At 68.7% G+C, this 17,709-nt stretch carries 18 protein-coding genes; 17 read left to right on the plus strand and 1 reads right to left on the minus strand.

Annotated elements, in window-relative coordinates; all coding sequences use genetic code 11:
* Nucleotides 1-59: 59 nt before the first annotated feature.
* The 5 genes from HOP12_07620 to HOP12_07640 all read left to right on the plus strand — a co-directional run bounded on the left by HOP12_07620 (nucleotide 60) and on the right by HOP12_07640 (nucleotide 2,730).
* A complete protein-coding gene (locus HOP12_07620; protein NOT34022.1) occupies nucleotides 60-731 on the plus strand; it encodes a hypothetical protein in 672 nt (223 codons plus the stop codon).
* 7 nt (nucleotides 732-738) lie between these two features.
* Complete coding sequence (locus tag HOP12_07625) at nucleotides 739-1,314, plus strand: phosphatase PAP2 family protein (protein NOT34023.1); 576 nt, start codon at nucleotides 739-741, stop codon at nucleotides 1,312-1,314.
* 49 nt (nucleotides 1,315-1,363) lie between these two features.
* Nucleotides 1,364-1,831 carry a PTS transporter subunit EIIA gene (locus HOP12_07630; GenBank protein NOT34024.1) on the plus strand — a complete coding sequence of 156 codons (468 nt, stop codon included), beginning with the start codon at nucleotides 1,364-1,366 and terminating at the stop codon, nucleotides 1,829-1,831.
* Nucleotides 1,828-2,199 carry a hypothetical protein gene (locus HOP12_07635; protein ID NOT34025.1) on the plus strand — a complete coding sequence of 124 codons (372 nt, stop codon included), beginning with the start codon at nucleotides 1,828-1,830 and terminating at the stop codon, nucleotides 2,197-2,199. Before HOP12_07630 ends, HOP12_07635 begins: the two co-directional genes overlap by 4 nt.
* 105 nt (nucleotides 2,200-2,304) lie before the next feature.
* Nucleotides 2,305-2,730, plus strand: coding sequence for a hypothetical protein (locus HOP12_07640; GenBank protein ID NOT34026.1), 426 nt, complete (start codon nucleotides 2,305-2,307; stop codon nucleotides 2,728-2,730).
* Between the two features lie 13 nt (nucleotides 2,731-2,743).
* Here the strand turns inward: HOP12_07640 and HOP12_07645 are convergent, their stop codons facing one another.
* Nucleotides 2,744-3,187, minus strand: coding sequence for a hypothetical protein (locus HOP12_07645; GenBank protein NOT34027.1), 444 nt, complete (start codon nucleotides 3,185-3,187; stop codon nucleotides 2,744-2,746).
* On the opposite strand from HOP12_07645, the gene HOP12_07650 reads away from it, so the two are divergent.
* The 12 genes from HOP12_07650 (at nucleotide 3,182) to HOP12_07705 (ending at nucleotide 17,709) form a co-directional block, all read left to right on the plus strand.
* The gene (locus HOP12_07650) at nucleotides 3,182-4,627 is read left to right on the plus strand and encodes a CCA tRNA nucleotidyltransferase (protein NOT34028.1); all 1,446 of its coding nucleotides are present in this window, start codon (nucleotides 3,182-3,184) and stop codon (nucleotides 4,625-4,627) included. The two genes, HOP12_07645 and HOP12_07650, sit on opposite strands and share 6 nt — an antisense overlap.
* A gap of 936 nt (nucleotides 4,628-5,563) precedes the next feature.
* Nucleotides 5,564-6,094 (plus strand): ribosome silencing factor, encoded by a 531-nt coding sequence (gene rsfS / locus HOP12_07655; protein ID NOT34029.1) that lies wholly within the window; start codon nucleotides 5,564-5,566, stop codon nucleotides 6,092-6,094.
* Entirely contained in the window at nucleotides 6,072-7,817 is a 1,746-nt protein-coding gene (gene argS, locus HOP12_07660; protein ID NOT34030.1) for an arginine--tRNA ligase, read from the plus strand. Before rsfS ends, argS begins: the two co-directional genes overlap by 23 nt.
* Nucleotides 7,814-8,767, plus strand: a complete 954-nt coding sequence (locus tag HOP12_07665) for a sugar kinase (GenBank protein ID NOT34031.1) — start codon at nucleotides 7,814-7,816, stop codon at nucleotides 8,765-8,767. The genes argS and HOP12_07665 overlap by 4 nt, the downstream gene beginning before the upstream one ends.
* A 67-nt stretch (nucleotides 8,768-8,834) precedes the next feature.
* A complete protein-coding gene (locus HOP12_07670) occupies nucleotides 8,835-9,602 on the plus strand; it encodes a hypothetical protein (GenBank protein NOT34032.1) in 768 nt (255 codons plus the stop codon).
* A 229-nt stretch (nucleotides 9,603-9,831) separates the two neighbouring features.
* Nucleotides 9,832-11,145: an HD-GYP domain-containing protein gene (locus tag HOP12_07675; protein NOT34033.1), complete on the plus strand. Its 1,314-nt coding sequence runs from the start codon at nucleotides 9,832-9,834 to the stop codon at nucleotides 11,143-11,145.
* Between the two features lies 1 nt (nucleotide 11,146).
* Nucleotides 11,147-12,163, plus strand: a complete 1,017-nt coding sequence (locus HOP12_07680) for a phosphoribosylformylglycinamidine cyclo-ligase (GenBank protein NOT34034.1) — start codon at nucleotides 11,147-11,149, stop codon at nucleotides 12,161-12,163.
* Nucleotides 12,164-12,244: 81 nt separating this feature from the next.
* A complete protein-coding gene (locus tag HOP12_07685; GenBank protein NOT34035.1) occupies nucleotides 12,245-13,201 on the plus strand; it encodes a sigma 54-interacting transcriptional regulator in 957 nt (318 codons plus the stop codon).
* A 32-nt stretch (nucleotides 13,202-13,233) separates the two neighbouring features.
* The gene (locus HOP12_07690; GenBank protein NOT34036.1) at nucleotides 13,234-14,247 is read left to right on the plus strand and encodes a Gfo/Idh/MocA family oxidoreductase; all 1,014 of its coding nucleotides are present in this window, start codon (nucleotides 13,234-13,236) and stop codon (nucleotides 14,245-14,247) included.
* Nucleotides 14,248-14,266: 19 nt separating this feature from the next.
* Nucleotides 14,267-15,793: an apolipoprotein N-acyltransferase gene (gene lnt / locus HOP12_07695; protein NOT34037.1), complete on the plus strand. Its 1,527-nt coding sequence runs from the start codon at nucleotides 14,267-14,269 to the stop codon at nucleotides 15,791-15,793.
* A 99-nt stretch (nucleotides 15,794-15,892) separates the two neighbouring features.
* On the plus strand, nucleotides 15,893-16,921 hold the full coding sequence (locus HOP12_07700) for an aspartate-semialdehyde dehydrogenase (GenBank protein ID NOT34038.1): 1,029 nt from the start codon (nucleotides 15,893-15,895) through the stop codon (nucleotides 16,919-16,921).
* A complete protein-coding gene (locus tag HOP12_07705; GenBank protein NOT34039.1) occupies nucleotides 16,918-17,709 on the plus strand; it encodes a hypothetical protein in 792 nt (263 codons plus the stop codon). Before HOP12_07700 ends, HOP12_07705 begins: the two co-directional genes overlap by 4 nt.

The raw sequence follows: 17,709 nt of genomic DNA on the forward strand, positions 1-17,709 counted from the left end.
CGCGAGGGCCACCCCCGCCACCGCGTCTCGCGCTCCGCATCGCGGCAGGGGCGGCGCTGGTGGCGGGGGTGGCCCTCGCGTGGCAACTCGGCTTCGTCAGCACTCCGCCCGAGGTCGCGCGCTTCGTGCGGCTCGGCGACAGCGCGGCGCGGCGCGGCGACCTGGAGCCGGCACGCGTCAGCTGGAGGCGCGCCTGGGATGAGGGGCTGCGGCACCCGGCGCTGGCGGCACGACTCGGCTGGGCCGCGTTGCAGCTCGACGCGGTCGGCGAGGGCGCGGTGTGGGTGATTCGCGGCCACCTGCTCGATGCGCGCGACCCCGGGCTCGCGGAGCTCGAGTCGCGCGTCCGCGAGGCGGGAGGACTGCTCGGCGTGGGTTGGCTCGGTGCTCCGGTCCGTCGGCTCGAGTGGTCACTGCTTGCGCTGGTGCTCGGGCTTACCGCCGGACTGTGGTGGCCGCGACGTGGCGCCTGGATCGTCGCGGTCCTCGCGGTCGTGGCGGGCCTCGAGTCGTCACTCGAGATCGCAGCTCGTACCTCGCGTCACGAGGCGGTGATCACGACCAGCCTCGCCCTCGGCGGCGAAGGGTTGGTGCTCGAGCCCGGGCAGGTGGTTCGAGTCGTCGGACGTCAGACCGATCAGGTGGTGGTCGAGGTCACTCGCGGCACGCGTGGACTGGTGGCTCCCGGCAACTTGATTCCAGTCCTGCCTTCGAGACCCGGAAAACCGTGAGAGGCGTATGAACCGAATCGCAATCCTGGTCCTGTTGATCGGAAGCATGCTGACCCCTATCGAGCAACTGGACTTGGCGTTCCAGCGCTGGGCTCAGGCCTCGCGCGAGCCATGGATGGAGCCCGCGATGCAGGGTGCGACGCGCATCGGGCGACCCGAAAATGTGATGGTCGTGCTGTTGGGAGTCGCATTGTTCGGCGGTCCCGCGGGCCCGGTCATCGCTCGCCATGCGATTACCGTGCTGTTGCCGGTCAATCTCGTGGTCGAGGCGACCAAGTACACGGTCGGGCGCACGCGACCCGACGGGGACTCGAAGCGGCGGAACTCATCCTTTCCTTCGAGCCATGCCGCCAACGCGTTCGCGGTCGCATGGGTCGTCGCGGCTCGATGGCGACGAGCGGCGTGGCCCGCGTTCGTGGTCGCGGTGCTGATTGCCGGCTCTCGGATCTACCTCAACCGACACTTTCTGTCCGACGTGGTAGCCGGCTCTCTGATTGGAGTTGGGGTCGCATTCGCGGTCGGGCGATGGCTCCAGGTCCGAGGCGAAAGCTGGTTGCACGAGGGGAGGCTGCGAAAGGTCTGAGCGTTGAGGGTCTGGTCTGCTATGTTGCGCCCGTGAAGGCGATGTCCAAATGACGGTCCTTGCAGCCCCGGCGATTCCAGACCTCCCGCTCTTCATCCTCGAGTTGCACTGGCGGCGTCGCGATCTCGTACTCGGCGAGCTGGTCACTCTCGCTCACCGGGTCGGCAGCGTTCGGTCGATCGGGCCTCTGCTCGAGACCCTGCGGATTCGCGAACGGATCGCTCCCAGCTTGCTCGGCAAGGGAGCCGCATTCCCTGCTCTGCGTTCGCTGCTCGTGACGCGTCCCACGCTGGTCGGCGGACGCGCGGCGCGCGCGCTCGACTGGTCGAGCGAGCCGGACGGTCAGGTGCGGCTGGTGATGCTCGCACTGGCGCCCGCCGAGATGGCGGAGGAGTCCTGGCACGGCTGGCTCGCGCGAGTGGCCGCGCTGGTGCGGCAGCAGCGACCCCGTCAAAAACTGCTCGAAGCGACGACTGCGGAATCCGCCGCGGCGCTCATGAAGGAAGCGGGAGCGTGAGCGAGGGCGAAATCGAAGGCGTCGCCGAGGGTGGGCCCAGCCTGGCCGTGCTTCACGACCTGGACCTGCTGGTGCAGGAGTATGCCGCGCCCGCCGGCCGTCGGCGGCTCAAGCGACTCGGCCTGCCGATCGACGGCGTAGAACGCCTCACCGGCATGCGCGCCCAACTCGCCGCCGCCATCGAACCGCGCTGGCTGATGCCCTACGAACGCGCCCGTGCACGCTATGGTCGCGGCATGGCGGCCGTGCGCGGGCACACCTGCACGGGCTGCTACGTGCGCCTGCCGGCGACCGCACGGAGTCGTGCCGCCGCCGATCTCGATCCGCCCCTGTGTCCCGGGTGCGGGCGGGTATTGCTCTGGACCTGAGCCTCCGCGACAGCCCCTTCCTCCTCGAGTTTCGGATGCGGTCCAGGTCAGTGCTGCGGTATGCTTGCGGCGCTTCGAAACCGGCGGATAGAGGAGCGAAACCACATGATGTTGCGTACGCGGCGCCTCGGTGCGCCGGTCCTGCTAGTGGCTGCATTGCTGGGAGGTTGTACCTCGCTGCGTGAAGTTCCGCGCGAGCAGTTCGCGGTCAGTGCCGAGCGACGTGACGTTCAGGTTCTCACGCTCGACAGCCTGCGCTATGAGTTCGACGTGGTGCGTTTCAGCGCCGACTCGCTCACCGGGTTTCGCCGTCGCGAAGCGGACGCTCCGATCGAGTTGTACGACTGGCATGCCCTGTCGTTCGGGGACGTGCAGCGCATTTCGACTCGCCGCACGGACTGGTATCGCACCGGGCTTTTCGCGCTCGGGCTCGCGGTCGGAAGCGTGACGTATCTGCTGACGCAGAGGAGCGACGAAGGGCCGACCGGCGATGGCGGGCCGATCAAGGGACCGATCGGTCTCGAGGAGTGACGCGAGCGACCGGCTAGTCGCTCAGCGCTCGCACCAGCAGTGCCCCGAGCAGCGCGCCGCCGAGATCGGCCGCCAGGTCGAGCGGGTCGAAGCCCGAGCCGCCGCGGTCGATGCATTCCTTGGCCGCTCCGAATCCGAACGAGATCCCGAACGCCGCAGCGGGCGGGGCCCCGAACGCGCCCGCTCCAGCGGCAAGCGCGAACGACAGCGAGGCGTGCTGCCAGCGGTCCGCTCGAATCCCGAACGCGTGCGAAGGATGCGGCGTCTCCGGCGGAACGCTCGCGTCGGCGGCGAATTCCATCGCATCATGCGAGAGGGAGTCCGGCGCGAGCCGTGACGTCTCGATGGCGAGCGGGTACTCGAAGTCCGACCGGGGTGCCGACGCGCCGGGTCGCGCCATGATCAGAGTCGCACCCAGCATCAGACCCGAAACGATCGACCGGTGGAGAATATGCATCGCGTACTCGCGAGGTGGTTCGAAGGGTTCCGCCTGGGATCGGCCGAAGCAGCGCGTCTTCGTGCGGCTCGCCGACTCGAGGCGGTGACGTGGCCGGCGGATGCGCGGGAGGCGCTGCTGCGATTGCAGGCCGGCGGCGCCGCAGGATTCGTGGGGGGGACGGTACGGGATCGGCTGCTCGGTCGCGAGTCGACCGGTCCGCTCGATGTCGCATGTGCGCTGCGGCCCGAGGAAGTGCGGGCGCGATTCGAGCGCGTCGTGGACACCGGGCTGCGCCACGGAACCGTGACCGTGTGGCTCGGTTCGACCGCTCTGGAGTGCACGACCTTTCGTCGCGAGGGCACCTACGGGGACGCGCGCCGCCCGGACTCGGTGTCCTTCACGCTCGACCCTCAGGTCGACCTCGATCGCCGCGACCTGACCGTGAACGCGTTGTACTGGGATCCGATCGCGGACGAATTGCTGGATCCGCATGACGGTGCGAGCGATCTCGAACGCCGCACGCTGCGCGCGGTCGGCGACCCGCTCGATCGATTCCGCGAGGATGCACTGCGACCGCTGCGGGTGGCACGGTTTCGCGCCACCCTCGAGATGGAACCCGACGACGCGCTGTGGGACGCCGTCCACGTCGCGAGCCGCGAACGCAGCGGGGTGCGCTTCGAGGCGGTGTCGCCGGAGCGGGTGCGAGACGAGCTGATGCGAACGCTGGTCGCACCGCGGCCCTCACGGGCCTTCGAGCTGCTCTCCAGCGCGCGGCTGCTCGACCTGTGGATTCCGGAGCTGGCGCGCTGTCGAGGGGTGACGCAGAACCGGCACCACGCATTCGACGTGTTCGAACACTCGCTGCGGGCGTGCGATGCCGCACCGCGCGACAAGCCTCGCGTGCGATGGGCGGCGCTGCTGCACGATCTCGGCAAGCCCGAGACGCGCGAGGGTCCCGAAGGCGCGGCATCCTTCCACGGCCACGCCTCGATCGGTGCCGAACGGGCGGATCGAGTGCTCGAACGACTGCGGTTCCCGAGTCACGAGCGGAGTGCGATCGTGCTGCTGGTGCGCGAGCACATGTTCGAGTTGACGGCGAGCGCATCGGATGCGGCGTTGCGGCGGTGGCTGCGCCGCGTCGGCATCGAAAACGTCGCGGACCTGTTCGATCTTCGACTCGCCGATGCGCTCGCGACCGGCGTCGGACACGGTTTTCCGATCGCACTCGAGGCGCTTCGAGCGCGCATTCAAACGCAGCTGGACGCCTCGCACGCGCTCGCAATCTCCGATCTCGCGATCGACGGCGCGGATGTGATGCGCGAACTCGAGCTCGCGCCGGGGCCGCGGGTCGGCGAAGCACTCGTCGCAGTGCTCGAGGCGGTGCTGGAGCAGCCGGAGCTCAATACGCGCGAGCAACTCCTCGCGATGTTGCGTGCGCGACGCGCGGCACGCGCTTGACACTCACGAAATCACGCCCGTAACCTGCACGATCGGACAGGAGGTGCGGGGTCCCTCAGGACTCTGCGACGTGATCTTTGATTTCAATGTCGGCGGTCCAGAAACCGGTGCGGCGCGAGCTGGAGCGGGTGCAAACCCATCTCCGGAAGCTCTTCCGCACCCCGATCCCGATCCTGAACGAAGTCGGCGGACACGTCCTCGCCACCCGCGGCAAGAAATTCCGCCCCACCATGCTGCTCCTGACCGCCAAATTGCGCGGTCACGCGGGCCGCGACGCGGTGGTCTGCGCGACCGTGGTCGAGATGGTGCACGCGGCCGCGCTGATCCACGACGATTCGGTCGACCGCAGCGGGCTGCGCCGCGGGGTCCCGACCGTGAACGGACTGTGGACCGACGAGATGGCGATCATCATGGGCGACTATCTCTACGCCTCGGCCATGAAGACGCTGGTCGAGAACAAGCAGGATGCCGCGATGCAGGTGCTGGCGCGCGTGGTCACCGAGATGTCGTGTGGAGAGGCACTCGAGTTCCAGTACGCCCACGATGTCACCGTCACCGAGGAACAGTATGAAGAACTGGTGCGGGCCAAGACGGGTTCGCTGATCGGCGCGTCGACCGAAATCGGCGCCGGACTCAATGGCGGCGGCCGCGACATGACGCGCCGGAAGCGCTATCGCCGGTTCGGAGAGAAGGTCGGCGTCGCGTTCCAGATCGTCGACGACCTGTTCGACTACTTGAGCGATCCCGAGGTGACCGGTAAGCCGGTTGGTGCGGATCTCGCCGACGGAAAGGTGACGCTGCCGCTGATCGCGGCACTGCGAGGCGCGACGGAAAGGGACCGTCGTGAGCTCAAGCGACTTGCACAGCGTCGCAAGTGGACGCCGGGACAGTGGAGCCGGCTGCGCGAGCTGATCGCACGATCCGGCGGTTTCGAGTATGCGCGGGCCCGCGCGCAGACACTTGCGGACGAGTCCCGTGCGCTGCTGGCGAACGAGCGTCGCGGTTCGGTGCGCGAGGCACTCGATCGAGCGGTCGACTACGCAATCCACCGCGATCACTGAGTCGCGACCCGCGCCGAACGTGCCAACCCGCCCCCGTCCCGCCAAGCGTCTCGATTCCGCGCGTGCCCTCGCGATCGCCGTCGAGGCGGCTCGTGCGAAGAAAGCGCAGGACCTGGTCGCACTCGACCTGCGAGAGCTCGATGGCGTCGCGGATCTGTTCTTCATCTGTTCCGCATCGAGCGAGGTGCAGGTCAAGGCGATCGCCGAGGCGGTCGAAGACAAGTTGCGCGACGCCGGACTCAAGCCGTGGCACATCGAGGGGCGCGAGGGCCGGCGCTGGGTGCTGCTCGACTACGTCGATCTCGTCGTTCACGTCTTCCACGAACAGACCCGCGAGTACTACTTGCTCGAACGGCTGTGGGGGGACGCGCGAAAGGTAGAGCTTGGTCTGGACGACGCTGACTGAGGGGCTGCGCGAGGCCTTGCGCGTCACGGGTCTCGAGGAACCCGGGCGGCTCGACCGGCTCGAGCTCGCGATTCCGCGCGATCCCTCGCACGGAGACTGGACCACCAATCTCGCGCTGGGACTCGCGCGTGAGGTCGGCCGTCCACCGCGCGCGATCGCCGAGCAACTGGCGGGCGGCTTTCCAGTCGATGCAGCGATCTTCGCCACCCCCGAGGTCGCGGGACCGGGATTCCTGAACTTCCGATACTCCGAATCGTTCGTGGCGTCGCTGGCCGCACACATCCGTCGCGAGGCCGAACAGTTCGGCACCAGCCGTTTCGGTGCCGGCGAAACGGTGATCGTGGAATACGTGAGTGCCAATCCGACCGGTCCGTTGAACGTGGTGAGCGCGCGTGCGGCGGCAGTCGGCGCGACGCTGGTGCGTCTGCTGAACGCGACGGGCCACGCCGCGGTCGGTGAGTTCTACGTCAATGACGCGGGCAATCAGGTCGAGCTGCTGGGTGAATCGCTCGCCTCACGCTTCGCAGAGCGCATCGGCGTCGAGCGGCCGCTTCCGGAACAGGGCTACCAGGGTGAGTACGTGCGCGAGCTGGCGGCGCAGCTGCCCGAAGCACCGGCGCGCGCCGCACTTGCGGCGACCAACGGCTCGTCGTGGTTCCGCGATCAGGCGCTGACCCACATGCTGGCATGGCAACAGCGCGACCTCTCGGACTACGGCGCCGAGTTCGCGCGCTGGTTTCGCGAGACCGAGCTGCATCGATCGGGAGCGGTCGCCGACACGCTCTCGGCCCTGGAGGCGCGCGGCATGATCTACCGGGCGCGCCAGTCCGAAGCCGGCAGCGCGGAACGTGGCCACGAGGCCGACGAGGAAGTGGAAGAGCGGGGCGACGCGACGTTCGTCCGCAGCTCCGGGTTCGGCGACGACCAGGACCGAGTGGTGGTCAAGAGCAGCGGCGCCACGACCTACCTGCTGCCGGATATCGCGTATCACCGCGACAAGCATGCCCGCGGCTTCCGGCACGCCATCGATCTGTGGGGGCCGGACCATCACGGCTACATCCCGCGCATGAAGGCATCACTGCAGGCGCTCGGTCTCGCTCCGGATTTCCTCGAGGTGCTGATCGTTCAACAGGTCAACCTCCTGGCGGCCGGGCAGCCGGTCAAGATGAGCAAGCGCGCCGGCGAGTTCGTCACCTTGCGCGACCTCATGGACGACGTGGGTGCGGACTGCGCCAAGTTCTTCTTCCTGATGCGATCGACCAGCGCCCACCTCGACTTCGATCTGGATCTCGCGAAGCAGCAGAACGACGAGAACCCGGCCTATTACGTTCAGTACGCCCATGCGCGCATCGCATCGCTGCTGCGCTTCGCCGACGAACGCGGGCATGCGATGCCGGCGCTCGAGGCCGGGCCGGCTCCCGTGACGGTCGAGCTCGCGGCCGAAGAGCGTACGCTGCTACGTAAGCTCGCGGCGTTCCCCGAGGTGGTTCGGGGCGCGGCCGCGACGCGCGAGCCGCACCGGATTCCGACCTATCTGCACGAGACCGCGGCCGAGTTCCATCGTTTCTATCATCACTGTCGCGTGGTGTCCGACGATCGCGTGCTGACCGCGCAGCGGCTGGCGGTGTGCGAAGCCACTCGCCGTGTGCTCGCGAACGGGCTTGCGCTGCTCGGCGTCACGGCACCCGATCGCATGGCACGCGCCGAAGCGGAGGATGCATGAAGCCCCCGAGTCGGGTTCCGAGCGATATCGCGGTGGTCGGATCGGTCGCACTGGATTCGATCCGCACGCCATTCGGAATGGTCGAGGACGCGCTCGGCGGTTCCGCATCGTATTTCGCTTTCTCGGCCAGTCACTTCGCCCCGGTGCGGATCGTCGCGGTGGTCGGCGATGACTTCCCGGTCGCGCATCGGGAGCGATTCCAGAGTCGCGGCATCGATCTGAGCGGGCTCGAAACCGCGCCGGGCCGAACCTTCCGGTGGCGCGGGGAATACGCCGCGGAGCTCGGTCATGCGCACACACTCGAAACCCAGCTCAACGTGTTCTCCACCTTTCACCCCCGGCTCGAGCCGGCTCATCGCGAGTCGCCGTTCGTGTTCCTCGCCAACATCGATCCGGATCTGCAGCTCGAAGTGCTGGGCCAGATGGAGTCGCCGCGGCTGATCCTCTCAGACACCATGAACTACTGGATCGCACGCAAGCCGGACCGTGTGATCGAAGTGCTGCGCCGCGTCGACGTGGCACTTCTCAACGAAGAGGAAGCGCGCGCGCTGTCGGGCGAGACCCAGCTGGTGCGGGCCGCCGGAAAGCTGCTAGATGAGGGCGCCCGGGCGGTGATCGTGAAGAAGGGTGAACACGGTGCGCTCTACCGCTCGCGCAAGGAGATGTTCATCACTCCGGCCTACCCGGTGAGCGGTCTGTGGGATCCGACCGGGGCCGGCGACTCGTTTGCGGGAGGCTTCATCGGCTGGCTGGCGCGTAGCGGGCGCACCGACGGAGATGCGCTGCGCCAGGCCCTCGCGGTGGGAGCGGCCATGGCATCGCTGGCCATCGAAGCTTTCAGTCCCGAGCGACTCGTGAGTGCGGGGCCTGACGAGATCACGAGCCGGGTGGAATCGCTGCATCGAATGGTGCATTTCACCCTCGAGCCACTGTTCACGAACGAGAGTTGATCGGCGGCTCCAGGGGCTGTGCTACACTTTTTTGCGAACGCGACCCCGCCCCCTTGGAGACCCCCTCGTGTCCCTCGAAACCAGTGAGTCCTGGATCGCCCAGGCCGAAGTGGCGCTCCGATCGATCAAGGACGTTTACGAGGCGCGGGTATTCGCCGACGATGAAGACGTGCGCGAGATCCACGTCACCACGCGCTCGACGCGAGCCGCGAAACAGATTGTGCGCGACATCCAGTCGGTGCTCGCCGCACGCTTTCGGCGCCGCATCGATCACCGCGTGGTCTCGGTCGCCTATCTGACACCCGAAGAACCCGCGCCTGCGGTCGCCACCGAGGCGTCCTCGTCGGCATCCCTGCCGGATGAGGGCTCGGCGCCGCGTCCCTCGGTGATGACGCCACGCGCCGGGAGCGACGGGCGCGTCCGCTTCGTCGGAGTGAATCTCTACGTCTCGGGGCCACGTGCCCAGGCGCAGGTCGAGCTGCGGTGGAAGGGAATTCCACGCATGGGTAGCGCTTCCGGGTGGAGCACCCGTGATGGGGCCCATCAGCTCGTCGCACAGGCGACGCTGTCCGCGGTTCAGGAGTTCCTCGCCGACGAGCTCGCGCTGGTGGTGCGGGAGGTCGGCTTCGTCAAAATTTCCGGCTCACGCGTCGTGCTGGTCGGAGTGTCGCTCGTGACCGGCCGCGAAGAGCGACTGTTGCTCGGCACCTGCCCGATCGGGAAGGACTTGCATCAGTCGGTGGTTCTCGCCACTCTCTCGGCGCTCAATCGGTTGCTCGGTGAACTGCGAACCAAAGAGCCGACCGAATACGTCTTGAGACCGGCATCCACATAGGAGGAAGCGGAGCGAGTTCAGAAGCGTAGCGGACCCACCTGTCGGGTTAGAGTCCCGCAGAGATGCCTCATAAAGGAGGTGGGAACGCATGGACGACGTGGTCAAGGTCATTATCACGTTCCTCGGCAAGGGCGGCTGGTAAGTCGCCATTGAGACGCTGAACTTCTGAACGTAGGAACTCCCTCTGGATGCCGGTCCGTTTCTCCCGCAATGGTGATAGGGACGTCCCGTGACCCGCGCCTCGCGCACCCTCTACCTGCTGTTCCATGCCGCCGTGTTCCTCGCGGGGTCCGCACTGCTGGCGTGGTGGTTCCCCGCCCTGAACGCGAGCGACCCGAGCCTCCTGATCGTGGGATTCCTGCTCGCGACACTCGCCGAGGCGAGCGCCATCGCGTTGCCCGGGGGAGGTCGATTCTCGCCCGCCGCACTGGTCGCGATCGGGCTGCTGATGATCGGCGGTCCAGCCGCCGCGGCGTGGCCGCTGGCGCTCGCGATCGTGGTGGTGCAGGGTGTGTGGCGTCGTCGTCCGCTGCTGCGCGTCGGGCTGAATCTCTCGATCGCCGCACTCGCCGCCGCGGCCGGCGCCACGGTGCTGCAACTGCTCGACGTCCAGGCGCCGCGCCTCGATCACCTGACGGACTTCGCGGGCGGCCTGGCCGCGGCGGCGGCCCATGGGCTCACGACCACGATGATCGTCGCGAGCGCTCTCGCGCTGGAGGATGGCACGTCGCCGCTCACGATCTGGCGCCGCACCCTTCGCACCAGCGCCGGACACCACGTCATGCTGCTGGTCTCGGGAGTCCTGCTGGCCGCGGTCTATCGCGAGGTCGGAGTGTGGGCGCTGGTGCTGGTCGGATTGCCCTCGGCGCTCGCCTATCGCTCGTTTCGCCGCTGGGTCGAACTGCGCTCCGATCTCAAGGACTTCGTGCGCGCCCTGTCCGAGGTGCTCGACGAGGTGGATCCCTACACGCGACAGCACTCGGTGCGGGTCTCGCACTATTCGATGCGGCTCGGGCGCGCGTTCGGGCTCGCCGAGCGCGATCTCGAGGACCTGGAGTGTGCGGCGCTGGTGCACGATCTGGGCAAGATCGGGCCGCAGCATCAGCACATCCTGCAGAAGTCCGGGCGGCTGTCCGCTGAAGAGCAGCGCACCATGCAGGGGCATCCGCATGCGGGCGCCTCGATCGTTCGCAAGGTGCGCACCCTGCGGCGTGCCGCGGAGATCGTGGCCAAGCATCACGAGCGTCCCGACGGCGCCGGCTATCCGATCGGACTCACGACCCCCGAAATACCGGTGCCGGCTCGCATCCTCAACGTCGCCGACGCGTTCGACGCGATGACTTCGGATCGGCCCTATCGGCGAGCGCTCGATCCGATCATGGCGATCCGCGAGCTGGAGCGGGGTTCCGGAACGCAGTTCGACTCCGACGCGGTGCGCTGCCTGGTGCGGCTGTGGGGTCAGGGACGCTTCTCGCTGATTCCGAGCCCCAGCAGCGAGGAGCTGCTGGCGCTGCGGGTGCGCGCGGGTCGCGCGAGCGCCTGACATGCGCTACGACGAGGCGGGCGTCGACGTCGCGGCGGGCGACGCGGTCAAGCGCACCATCGGCGAATGCATTCGCTCGACCTGGGGCCCGGCGGTGCACCCGATTCCGGGCGGATTCGCCGGAGTGATGCGGTGGCCGGCGGGCGATCGCTGGATGGCGGCGACCATGGACGGGGTCGGCACCAAGCTGCATCTGGCGCTCGCCGCGGGCCGGCTCGAGGACGCCTGCGCGGATCTGGTCTACCACTGCGCGGACGATCTGCTGGCGCACGGGGCGCGGCCGCTTGCGTTCCTGGACTACCTCGCACAGGCGCGGCTCGACGCTGCGCGCGTCGAGGCGGCGGTCCGCGGCATGGCCCGCGCGTGCTCCGAGGTCGGCGCGGCGCTCCTGGGTGGCGAGACCGCCCAGATGCCCGACACCTATCTGCCGGGCGTCATCGACGTGGCGGGTTGCATGATCGGAGAGGTCGACGGCCGTCGATTGCGAGACGGCAGTGCCGTCACGCCCGGCGACGTGCTGATCGGACTCGGTGCCGAAGGGCTGCACACGAACGGATTCTCGCTGGCCCGCCGCGTGCTCGAACGAACCGGTGCGAGTCTCGACGCCCGCCTCCCGGGCGGTGACGGGGAATCGCTCGCCGATTCGTTGCTCGCGCCGCATCGATGGTACGGGCGCGCGGTCGAGCCGCTGCTCGACGACACGGCGATCCACGCACTCGCGCACATCACCGGAGGAGGCATCGCTGGGAATCTGGTGCGCGTGTTGCCAACCGGGTGCGCCGCACGGATTCGATCGGACGCGTGGCCGCGCCCGGCGGTGTTCGGGTGGCTCGCGAGCGCCGGAAGCATCGACGAATCCGAGCTGCGGCACACGTTCAATCTGGGCATCGGGCTGATTCTGATCTGCGAGGCGCGTTCCGTCGCCGAGGTCACCGCAAGACTCACGGCGGCCGGGGAACGCGCATGGCGACTGGGCGAGATCGAGGCGGGGTCGCGGGGAGTGAGCTGGGCCGACTAGGCCGCGGTGACTCCGCGCCGCGCGCGGAGGAACGACGTGGTGACGACGGATCGGCAGGCAGGCGGTGAACGGCCACGCACGATGATGCTGGGCGAGTCGGCGGCATGGAAGGACGTGCTGGAGACGCTTCCCCGCATCGCCGCGAGCGAACTTCCGGTGCTTCTGCTGGGCGAGAGCGGGACCGGCAAGGAGCTGGTGGCGCGCGCCATCCACGAGGGCAGCGAGCGATTCGCGAGCGCGTTCGTCGCTCACAATTGTGGTGCGACTCCCGACAGCCTGATCGAGAGCGAGCTGTTCGGCCATGCACGCGGTGCCTACACCGGAGCGGTCGGCGAACGCCCTGGACTGTTCGAGGTCGCGCATCAGGGCACGCTGTTTCTCGACGAGATCGGCGACGCGAGCGCACTGCTCCAGATGAAGCTGCTGCGAGTGCTGCAGGAGGGTGAGACGCGGCGCGTCGGCGACACCCGGGTGCGGCGCGTGGACGTTCGCATCGTATCGGCGACGCATCGGGGGCTCGATCAGGCGGTGGGACGCTCCGAGTTTCGGGCCGACCTCTACTTTCGACTGAACGCGGTGACGCTGCGGCTCCCTCCCCTGCGAGAGCGTGGGCACGACATCCTGCTGCTCGCCCGCCACTTCCTGGCGCGCGCGGCCGGTCGCTCCGAAGCACCGGCGCTCGAGCCCTCGCTGGCCGAGCACCTGTTGCGCTGGTCGTGGCCTGGCAACGTGCGCGAGCTGGCGAATGCCTGTGCGTACGCGGTGCGAGTGTCGGGTGCGCGCGAGCGCGTCGCGGAACAGCACTGGCCGGCGCCGGCGTTGCCGGAGCACCGGTCGCGCAACGGGCTGCACGCCGAGACTCGGGCGCTCGAGGAGCGGCGGTTGCTCGAGACGCTCGAGCGCACGCGCGGCAACAAGTCGCGCGCGGCCCGAGCGCTCGGACTGTCGCGTCAGGGTCTGCTCAAGAAGCTGCGTCGTTACGGTCTGCTCGCGGCGGATTCCGCCGCGTGCCTTGACGCTCCCGAAGGTGCTTCCTAGACTGCCGCGTCTCTCAACCCTCCGGAGGTGGCGTGGCGCGCAGGATCCTTCGCATCGGACTCGTCGGCGTCGGTGCCGCGGCGCAGATCAATCACATCCCGACGCTCAAGAAGCTCGAGGACGTCGAGCTGGTGTGGCTCGTGGATCGCGACCCCGAGAAGGCCGCGCGGGTGGCGCAGAAGTTCCAGGTTCCGCAATCGAGCGGCCGGCTCGACGATCTGCTGTCCGACGATTCGGTCGATGTCGTGGATCTTTGCACTCCGAACTTCCTGCACGCTCCGATGGCGACCGCCTCGCTCGAGGCCGGAAAGCACGTCTTGTGCGAGCGCCCGCTCGCCCGCAGCGCGGCCGAAGCGACGGCAATGGCGAAGGCCGCAAAGAAGGCCGACCGCATGCTGGTGTGCGCCGTTCAGCACCGCTATCGCGCCGACTCGCAGCTGCTGCGCAAATTCGTCGACAAGGGCGATCTCGGCGAGGTGTTCTTCGCCAAGGCGGGCTGGCTGCGACAGCAGACCGACTGGGACTCGGACGAGTGGCGCCGCACCAAGCGTGAATCGGGTGGTGGAGTGGTGCTGGACCTGGGATTCCAGATGCTGGACCTGGCGCTGTGGGTGCTCGGTCAGCCGAAGGTCGAATCGGTGACCGCGAGCGTCCATCGCCAGAGCAAAGGGGAGGTCGAGGACAGCGCGACCGCGTTTCTGCGCCTCGAGACCGGCGCAACGCTGACGCTCGAGCTGACGTGGGGCCTGCTCATGGAGAAGGACTTCGCCTACCTCAACGTGTTCGGCTCGGGCGGTGCCGCGCTGCTCAACCCGTTCCGGGTTCACAAGGGCATGCATGGCACGCTGGTGAACGTCACCCCGACGCTCGACACTTCTCGGAATCAGTACAAGCAGTCGCTGGAGGCGCACATCGTGCACGTGATGGACGGCCTTCGAAAGGGGCACAAACCCGCCGGGCATGCAGATGAGATCCTGCCGGTGATGGAACTGATGGACGCGATCTACCGCTCGGCCGAGCAGGGCCGGGAGGTGAAGCTCGGCTAGACCGCCGTGGCTGCTGGCGGTGCTGGCCGGCGCCGCGCTCGGAGTCGCGTTCCTCACTCCGGCACTCGGCGGACTGGTGTGCGTCGGATTCGTTCCGCTGCTCGCAGCACTCGGGCAAGCGGCGCGCGGCCCTCGGCCAGTGCGGCGGGCGTTCGGACTCGGCTGGCTCACGGGACTGGTGTTCTACGCGATCGGTGCGCACTGGCTGCTGAGCTTGAACGAAGTCGCGATCACCGTGCCGTGGCTCAAGTATCCGGGTTGGCTGCTCGCGGCCGCCTACCTGGGCCTGTTCGCCGGCGGCGCCAGCGCGGCAGCGGTGGCACTGCACCGGCGATCAGGGGCACCGCTCGCGGTCACGTTCGCGCTCGCGTGGCTGATCGGCGAGGAGTTGCGCGGCGCCGGCGATCTCGGATTCCCCTGGTTCCAGCCCGGCTACGCACTTGCCGACTTCACGCCGCTCATTCAGCTCGCGAGCCTCGGAAGCGTGACGTTGCTGACGCTGTGGGTCGTGGCGATCAACGGTGTGATCCACCGCGCGCTCGAGAGCTGGCCGGAGCGGCCGCGAAGGCTCGCGCCGCTGGTGACGCTCGCGCTCATGATCGCGCTGCCGCTCGCCTGGGGCTCCGCGGTGCTGCGGGCCCGACTGCCCGAGCGCAAGGCGCGAGAGCGGGTCGCGCTCGTCCAGCCGAACATCCCGGGTGAGATCAAGTGGGGCGGGCAACACGCCGACGAGATCCTCGCGAAGCTGGCGAGGCTCACCGAACAGGCGACCGCGGCGACTCCGCGCCCGGTGGTCGCGATCTGGCCCGAGACCGCGACCGGCTCCTATCTGAGGCGTCGGCTCGATCAATCGCTGTTCGTGAGCCGACTCGCTCAGCAGGTCGGCGTTCCGATCTTCTCGGGATTCCCCGAGGCGCGGCTGGGCCGGGACGGTGCTCCGCTGTACGAGAACGCGGCCGGCATGTTCCCGGGCGACGGTGAATTGCCGGAGACCTACGCCAAGCAGCACCTGGTTCCGTTCGGAGAGCGGATGCCCTACGAACACCTGGTGCCGGCGTTGCGCAACGTTCAGCTCGGCCAGGCCGAGTGGTCGCGCGGCACTCGCTGGACTCTGTTTCCGACCGCGGCCGGACCTTTCGCGTGTCTGATCTGCTTCGAGTCGATCTTCCCCGGTCACGCGCGCCGGTTCGTGCGAAGCGGTGCAACGTGGCTCGTGAACATCACGAACGACGAGTGGTTCGGGCCCGGAGCGGCACTGACTCAACACGCCGCGATGGCGTGCTTCCGAGCGGTCGAGCACCACGTTCCGCTCGCGCGCGTCGCCAATACCGGCTTGACCCGGATGATCGACGCGAACGGACGCGTCGTGGCGACACTCGAGCCGTGGCAGGAGGGAGTGCTGGACGTCGCTTTGCCGCCGGCCGGCCCGACCACGTGGTACACGAGGCTGGGCGACTGGCCGGGCCTGCTGGCGGCACTCGGGATCGCGCTGCTCGTGGCACGATCGTTCGCGCGTCGCCGCTCGGAAGCGGTCGTGCGCGATTGACAGTGCCTCGCGCGCGATGGCAGTCTCGCGCTTCGCTCCGACCCACCTCCATCCGACTTCGGGAGTTCGCGCAGCCGTGTGCCCCGTGAGGCCCCGCTCATGATCTGGCGCGTCGCCATCTTAGGCGCCACCGGTCTGGTCGGCCGTACGATGCGGACCGTGCTCGAGGAACGGGGTTTCCCGGTCGCGGAGCTGCGATTGTTCGCGAGCGAACGCAGCGAGGCCCGCACGCTGGACTTCGGCGGGCAGGCGCATGCGGTGCAGCCGGTCTCGGCGGCCGGATTCGACGGCGTCGACCTGGCGCTGTTCGCCTGCTCCAACGCGGTGAGCGAAGAATGGGCGCCGATTGCGCGCGCGCGCGCGGTGCGGGTGGTCGACAACAGCAGCGCGTTTCGTGATCACCCCGAGATCCCTCTGGTGGTGCCCGAGATCAACGGCGCACTGCTCGACGCCGAGCCCACGCTGGTCGCCAACCCGAATTGCACCATGATCATGGTCGCGCTCGCGCTCGCGCCGCTCGCCCGCGCGGTGGGTCTCGAAGCGGTCGAGATCGCGAGCTATCAGTCGGTCTCGGGCGCGGGGTCCGCGGCGGTCGAAGAACTGGAACGCGGGATCCGGGCGGGGCTCGAGGGTCCGGTTCCCGAGCGACTCGACGGCGGGGCTCCGTTCGCGTTCAACGTCGTTCCGCACATCGATCGATTCGAGGCGAACGGCTACACGCGAGAGGAAATGAAGGTGATGACCGAAACGCGAAAGGTTCTGGGCCTGCCGTTGCTGCCGATGCATTGCACCGCGGTGCGGGTGCCGGTTCGGATCGGGCACGCAGCGGCCGTCACTGCGCGACTCGGCCGCGCGCTCGATCCGGCCGCAGCGCGCGAACTATGGCGTGCCGCCCCGGGTGTCGAAGTGCTGGACGATCCCGCCGCCTCGCGCTACCCGACGTCGCTCGCCGCCGTCGGCAGAGACGTCATCCTGGTTGGCCGCGTCCGTACCGCGCTGCACGAACCGCGCACGCTCGCGTTCTTCGTCAGCAGCGACAACCTCCGCAAGGGGGCAGCGACGAACGCCGTGCAGATCGCCGAGCGGCTGTTGAGGGTGGCCACGGCGCGAAGCGAGAAAGGCGCGTGAGCGTGGCTTTCCCGAACGCCGGCGTGAGCGTTTCCCCGGACGTTGACCAGGCGGGTCCCGAGCGGACCGCGCTCGCGATTCCGTTGCTGATCGGCGCGGGCAGCGCGGCCCTGATCAGCACGCGTTTCGAGACCTGCGGCCTTGCGGTGGCCGTGGCGCTCGGCGTGTGCGCGATCCACCGCGTGCGTCCGTTCGGTCCCGCCGCCCTGCGCGCGGCGCTGGTCGCGGCCGCGATTGCGTGGCTTCTGAACGTCTACCTCACTCCGGGCCAACCGCTCGTCGCGTGGCCTTTGCTGTTCGGCCACGCCGGGACGCGCGAAGGCACGCGGCTCGGACTGCTGGTGGTGCTGCGAATGCTCGGGGCGTGGGTCGCGACGCGCGGAGTGTTGGCGCTCGCCGCACCCGACCGCGTCATGGAAGTGCTGGCGGGTGGACTCACGCCGCTGCTCGGATCGCGCCGTGCCCGCGACCTCGGCGCGGCCGCCGTTCTGGCGTTGCGACTCGGGCCGCTGGTCGCGGAGGAGTCGCGTCGCATCGCGGCGATCCAGCGCCTGCGTGCCGGCCGCGCTCCGCGTTCGTTGGTCGAACGCTTCACCTGGAAACGGGCCGCGCTCGTACCGGGGCTCGCGGGTGCGCTCGAACGCGCGGAACGACTGGCGCTGGTGCTCGAGGCCCGACACGGTTGGGAGACTCCGTCGCGCGCGACGCCGCAGGCGCGAGGACCGTGGCTGCTCGGGATGTCGATCGGTGGTGCGCTGATCGCGGCGGCTATCCTGTGGCGTGGTTGA

The organism is Candidatus Eisenbacteria bacterium (assembly GCA_013140805.1).
Classification (GTDB): domain Bacteria; phylum Eisenbacteria; class RBG-16-71-46; order RBG-16-71-46; family RBG-16-71-46; genus JABFRW01.